Origin of the sequence: Roseateles chitinivorans (genome assembly GCF_002761755.1) — a bacterium.
GTDB lineage: Bacteria > Pseudomonadota > Gammaproteobacteria > Burkholderiales > Burkholderiaceae_C > Roseateles > Roseateles chitinivorans.
The window spans coordinates 1-5,394 of record NZ_PEOG01000133.1 but is presented as its reverse complement, the minus strand read 5'-3'; the positions used below and the strand labels follow the sequence as shown (position 1 = coordinate 5,394).

At 69.6% G+C, this 5,394-nt stretch carries 5 protein-coding genes; all 5 read left to right on the top strand.

From position 1 onward, the window contains the following. Positions 1-1,472, top strand: a 1,472-nt coding sequence (locus tag CS062_RS24790; protein WP_099864510.1) for a TIGR03016 family PEP-CTERM system-associated outer membrane protein, incomplete at its 5' end; no start/stop codon positions are given. 13 nt (positions 1,473-1,485) lie between these two features. Beyond that, positions 1,486-2,574 (top strand): XrtA/PEP-CTERM system-associated ATPase, encoded by a 1,089-nt coding sequence (locus CS062_RS24785; RefSeq protein WP_099864508.1) that lies wholly within the window; start codon positions 1,486-1,488, stop codon positions 2,572-2,574. Next, positions 2,571-3,440, top strand: a complete 870-nt coding sequence (locus CS062_RS24780) for an XrtA system polysaccharide deacetylase (RefSeq protein ID WP_099864507.1) — start codon at positions 2,571-2,573, stop codon at positions 3,438-3,440. The genes CS062_RS24785 and CS062_RS24780 overlap by 4 nt, the downstream gene beginning before the upstream one ends. Next, positions 3,437-4,492, top strand: coding sequence for a FemAB family XrtA/PEP-CTERM system-associated protein (locus CS062_RS24775; RefSeq protein ID WP_099864505.1), 1,056 nt, complete (start codon positions 3,437-3,439; stop codon positions 4,490-4,492). The genes CS062_RS24780 and CS062_RS24775 overlap by 4 nt, the downstream gene beginning before the upstream one ends. Positions 4,493-4,502: 10 nt before the next feature. After that, positions 4,503-5,394 (top strand): TIGR03087 family PEP-CTERM/XrtA system glycosyltransferase (locus CS062_RS24770; RefSeq protein ID WP_099864503.1); only part of this gene is annotated, 892 nt, incomplete at its 3' end.

Genomic DNA, 5,394 nt, shown 5'->3' with positions numbered 1-5,394 from the left:
AGGAGGACGCCGCGGCCGCCGGGGGATCGCGCAAGGGCATCGCGGTGATCCCGCGGCTGAGCGTCTCGGAGACCTGGACCGACAACCTCGCGCTGGCGCCCGACAACGCGCGCGATCGCGCCTTCATCACCACCGTCTCGCCGGGACTGACGATCTCCAGCAGCAGCGGCGCGATCCGCGGCAGCTTCGACTACACGCTGGACGGCATCGTCTACACCAAGAGCGATCGCGACAGCCGGCTGCAGAACCAGCTCAGCACCCGCTTCACCGCCGAGCTGGTGCAGACGGCGCTGTATGTCGACGTCACCGGCAACATCAGCCAGCAGGCGATCTCGGCCTTCGGCCAGCAGTCGCCCGACGGCACGCTGGACAGCCCCAACCGCACCGAGACCCGCATGCTGCAGGTCTCGCCGTACTGGCGCGGGCGGCTGGGCAGCGCCGCGACCTTCGAGCTGCGGGCCACTGGCCAGATGCGCGACTCGAGCGAGGGCGGCGCCGGCGCCGCCGGCGGCAGCGGCAACAGCAAGGAAGGCTCGTTGATGCTGAACCTGGCCGGCCCGGCCGGGCGCCAGCTCAACTGGGGGCTCAACGCGTCCACCACGCGCATGCATTTCGAGCAGACCGGCATCGATTACCGCACCACCAGCGTGGTGGGCTCGCTGAACTGGGTGCCGGACATCGACTGGATGCTGGGCGTCACCGGCGGACGCGAGCGCAGCGACTACTTCGGCCCGGAGACGACCTCGATCTACGGCGCCAACCTGCGCTGGTCGCCCGGCCCGCGGACCAAGCTGAGCGTCGACTGGCAGCACCACAGCTACGGCAACAGCCACAACCTGAGCTTCGAGCACCGCATGTCGCAGGTCGCGCTGCGTGCCAACAGCAGCCAGAGCGTCAATACCGGCGAGACGCCGACCCAGGCCACCAACTACCAGCTGCTGGACCTGCAGTTCAGCGGCATGGAGCCGGACCCGGTCAAGCGCGACGCGCTGGTGCGCGCGCTGCTGGCCGCGCTGGGCCTGAGCCCGAACTCGTTCAGCGGCGCCGGCTTCCTGAGCAACACCGCGACGCTGCAGCGCCGCACCGACCTGTCGATGATCTGGACCGGCCCGCGGCTCACCGCGACGCTCAGCGCCAACGACAACAACAGCCGTCGCATCAACACCGCGCCGACCGGCAGCGGCGACCTGGCCCTGACCGACCGCGTGCGCCAGCGCGGCGCGTCGGTCTCGGTCGGCTACCGGCTCACGCCGCTGGCCAATGCCAACCTGACCTACTCGCGGCAGAACTCCCGTGGCGACGGCGTCGGCGGCAACGACATGCGGTCGCTGACCGCGAATTTCACGCTCCGGCTGGGGCCGCGCAGCGATGCCGCCTTCGGCCTGCGCCAGACGAAGTTCGACGACACCAGCCTGTTCGCCACCAGCTATCAGGAACACGCGATCTACGCATCGCTGACCCAGCGCTTCTAAAGCAGTCACCGTCATGTACGAGGCCTTCTACGGGCTGGCCAGCAAGCCGTTCCAGCTCAGTCCCGATCCCAGCTTCTACTTCGGCAGCAAGCAGCATCGCCGCGCCAAGGCCTACCTGGACTACGGCGTGCTGCGCAGCGACGGCTTCATCGTCATCACCGGCGAGATCGGTGCCGGCAAGACCACGCTGGTGCGTGGCCTGCTCGACAGCCTGAACCGCAGCAACGTCGTCATCGGCAACGTGGTCACCACGCAGCTGGATGCCGAGGACACGCTGCGCCTGGTGGGCGCCGCCTTCGGCGTGCGGGTGAAGGACCTGCCCAAGAGCGAGCTGCTGATGGCGCTGGAGGCCTTCTTCGTCAGCGAGGCGAGCCGCGGCAAGCGCTGCCTGCTGATCGTCGACGAGGCGCAGAACCTGACCGCCCGCGCGGTCGAGGAACTGCGCATGCTGTCCAACTTCCAGTTCGGCAACCAGTCGCTGGTGCAGACCTTCCTGGTCGGCCAGCCCGAGTTCCGCGCGATCCTGCAGCGGCCGGAGATGGAGCAGTTCCGCCAGCGCATCGCGGCCAGCTGCCACATCGGCCCGCTGGACGAGGAGGACACCCAGCGCTACATCGAGCACCGGCTCAAGTGCGCCGGCGCGGCCGGCAAGCCCAGCTTCGACGCCGACGCCTTCACCGCGCTGCATCGCGCCAGCCACGGCATCCCTCGCCGCATCAACACGCTGTGCGACCGGCTGCTGCTGCTGGGCTTCATGCACGAGAACCCGCACCTGACCGCGGCCGACGTCGAGGAGGTGGTCGAGGACCTGTCCAAGGAATCGGCCTCGGCGCCCGCGCCGGCGCTGCACGCCTCGGAGCTCAACGGCCATGCGTCGGGCGCGGAGCTGGCGGTCGACCTGGACCTGTCGCGACTGCGCGCGCGGGTGGGGCAGGGCGGCATGAACGGCGAGCTCGGCGCGCTGGCCGACGAACTCGCCGGCCTGGGCCTGGACGGCCAGGATGCGCGGCTGCAGCGCATCGAGGACAGCCTGATGCGCCTGGAACGGATCAACCAGCAGACGCTGGCGCTGCTGCAGAAACTGGTGGGAGCGATGCGATGAGCCCGAACCGCGTGGTGATCCGCAATGCGATGAGCATCGACGTCGAGGACTACTTCCAGGTCTCCGCCTTCGCGCCCTACATCGCCCGCGGCGACTGGGACGCGCGCGAATGCCGCGTCGAGCGCAACGTCCATCGCATCCTCGACCTCCTCGACGCCAAGGGCGTGAAGGCCACCTTCTTCACCCTGGGCTGGATCGCGCAGCGCTATCCGCAGCTGGTGCGCGAGATCGTCGCCCGCGGCCACGAGCTGGCCAGCCATGGCTACGGCCACGAGCGCGCCAGCGACCTGGACCGCGCCTCCTTCCTGAAGGACGTCGGCGATGCCAAGGCGCTGCTCGAGGACCTGGGCGGCGTCGAGGTCAAGGGCTACCGCGCGCCGAGCTTCTCGATCGGCAAGGACAACCTCTGGGCCTTCGACGTGCTGCGCGACTGCGGCTACCGCTACAGCTCCAGCGTCTATCCGATCCAGCACGACCACTACGGCATGCCCGATTCGCCGCGCTTCGCCCACGAGGTGCGCCCGGGCCTGATCGAGGTGCCGGTGACCACGCTGCGCTTCCGGGGCAGGAACTATCCGAGCAGCGGCGGCGGCTGGTTCCGGCTGCTGCCCTACGGCGTCACCCGCTGGATGATTGAGCGCTTCAACCGCATCGAAGGCCGCAGCGCCGTCTTCTATTTCCATCCGTGGGAGATCGATCCGGCGCAGCCGCGCATCCCCGGCATCGACGCGAAGACGCGCTTCCGCCATTACGTCAACATCGACCGCACCGAGTCGCGCATCGAGCAGCTGCTCGGCGACTTCGCCTGGGCGCGGATGGACGAGCTCTTCCTGGCGCCGGCCGGCGCCGAGCGGCAGGCGGCATGAGCCCGTCCCCGACCGCGGTGCAGGTCAAGCGCCTGGCGCTCAAGGACGTCGACGGCGGCCGGCGTTGGGACGCCTTCGTGCAGAGTTGCGCGTCGGCGACCTTCTTCCATCTGAGCGCCTGGCAGCGCATCCTGCGCCAGCAGTTCGGGCATGAGGGCTACTTCCTCTATGCCGAGCGCGATGGCGTCATCGAGGGCGTGCTGCCGCTGGCCGAGAACCGGAGCCGGCTCTTCGGCCATGCGCTGGTGAGCCTGCCCTTCGCGGTCTATGGCGGCGTCGCCGCCACCAGCGACGCGGCGGCGCGCGCGCTCGAGGACGAGGCCCAGGCGCTCGCCCGCCGGCTCGGCGTCGAGCACCTGGAGCTGCGCAACATCGAGCGCCGCCACCTCGACTGGCCGCACCAGGACCTCTACGTCACCTTCCGCAAGCCGCTGCTGGAGGACGAGGAGGCCAACATGCTGGCCATCCCGCGCAAGCAGCGCGCGATGGTGCGCAAGGGCATCAAGAACGAATTGAAGGCGGAGATCGATCGCGAGGTGTCGCGCTTCTTCGCGCTGTACGCCGACAACGTGCATCGGCACGGCACGCCGGCGATGCCGCGGCGCTACTTCCAGGCGCTGCTCGACGAGTTCGGCGACGCGGCCGAGGTGCTGATCGTCAGCAGCCCGCAGGGCGAGCCGCTGTCCGGCGTGCTGAGCTTCTACTTCCGCGACGAGGTACTGCCGTACTACGCCGGCGACGCGGTCGCGGCGCGCGACCTGGCCGCCAACGACTTCAAGTACTGGGAGCTGATGCGCCGCGCCTGTGCCCGCGGGATCAAGGTCTTCGACTATGGCCGCAGCAAGCAGGGCACCGGCAGCTACGCGTTCAAGAAGAACTGGGGCTTCGAGCCGACGCCGCTGAACTACGAATACTGCCTCTACAAGCGCGAGGCGGTGCCGCAGAACAACCCGAGCAACGCCAAGTACCAGCTCATGATCAAGGCGTGGCGCCGGCTGCCGATCGGCGTGGCCAACTGGCTCGGACCGCACATCGTCCGCAGCCTGGGCTGAGGAGGGCACCATGGCCGACATCCTCTACCTGGTCCACCGCCTGCCGTATCCGCCCAACAAGGGCGACAAGCTGCGCTCGTACCACCTGCTCAAGCACCTGACCGTGCACCACAAGGTCTGGCTGGGCACCTTCGTCGACGATGCCGAGGACTGGGCCCACCTGCCGGCGCTGCAGTCGCAATGCGAGGAAGTCTTCGCCGCCGACCTGAACCCGCTGCTGGCCCGCGTGGCCAGCCTGCGCGGCCTGGCCACCGGCGAGGCGCTGAGCCTGCCGTACTACCGCCACCGCGCGATGCGCGACTGGATCGCGCAGCTGGCGCGGCGCCAGCGCTTCGACGCGGTCGTGGTGTTCTCGTCGACGATGGCCCAGTACGCCGAGCAGCTGCGCGCGATCGCGGGCCCGGTGCCGATGCTGATCGACTTCGTCGACGTGGACTCGGCCAAGTGGACCGACTACGCCAAGGCGCACCGCTGGCCGATGTCCTGGCTGTATCGCCGCGAGGGCCGCGAGCTGCTCGCCTACGAGCGCCGCGTCGCCGAGCAGGCGCGCTGCTCGTTCTTCGTCACCGAGGGCGAGAAGGCGCTGTTCCAGCGCCTGTCGGCCACCGGCGCGCCGATCGAGGCGCTGAGCAACGGGGTCGACAGCGGCTACTTCGCGCCGCTGCCGCAGCAGGCCAATCCCTTCGAGGCCGACGAGCTGCCGCTGGTCTTCACCGGCGCGATGGACTACTGGCCCAACGTCGACGCGGTGCAGTGGTTCGCGGCCGAGGTCCTGCCCGAGCTGCGCCAGCGCTGGCCGACGCTGCGCTTCACCATCGTCGGCCGCGCGCCGACGCCGGCGGTGCTGGCGCTGGCCGGCGACGCGGTGCGGGTGACCGGCACGGTGCCCGACGTGCGGCCCT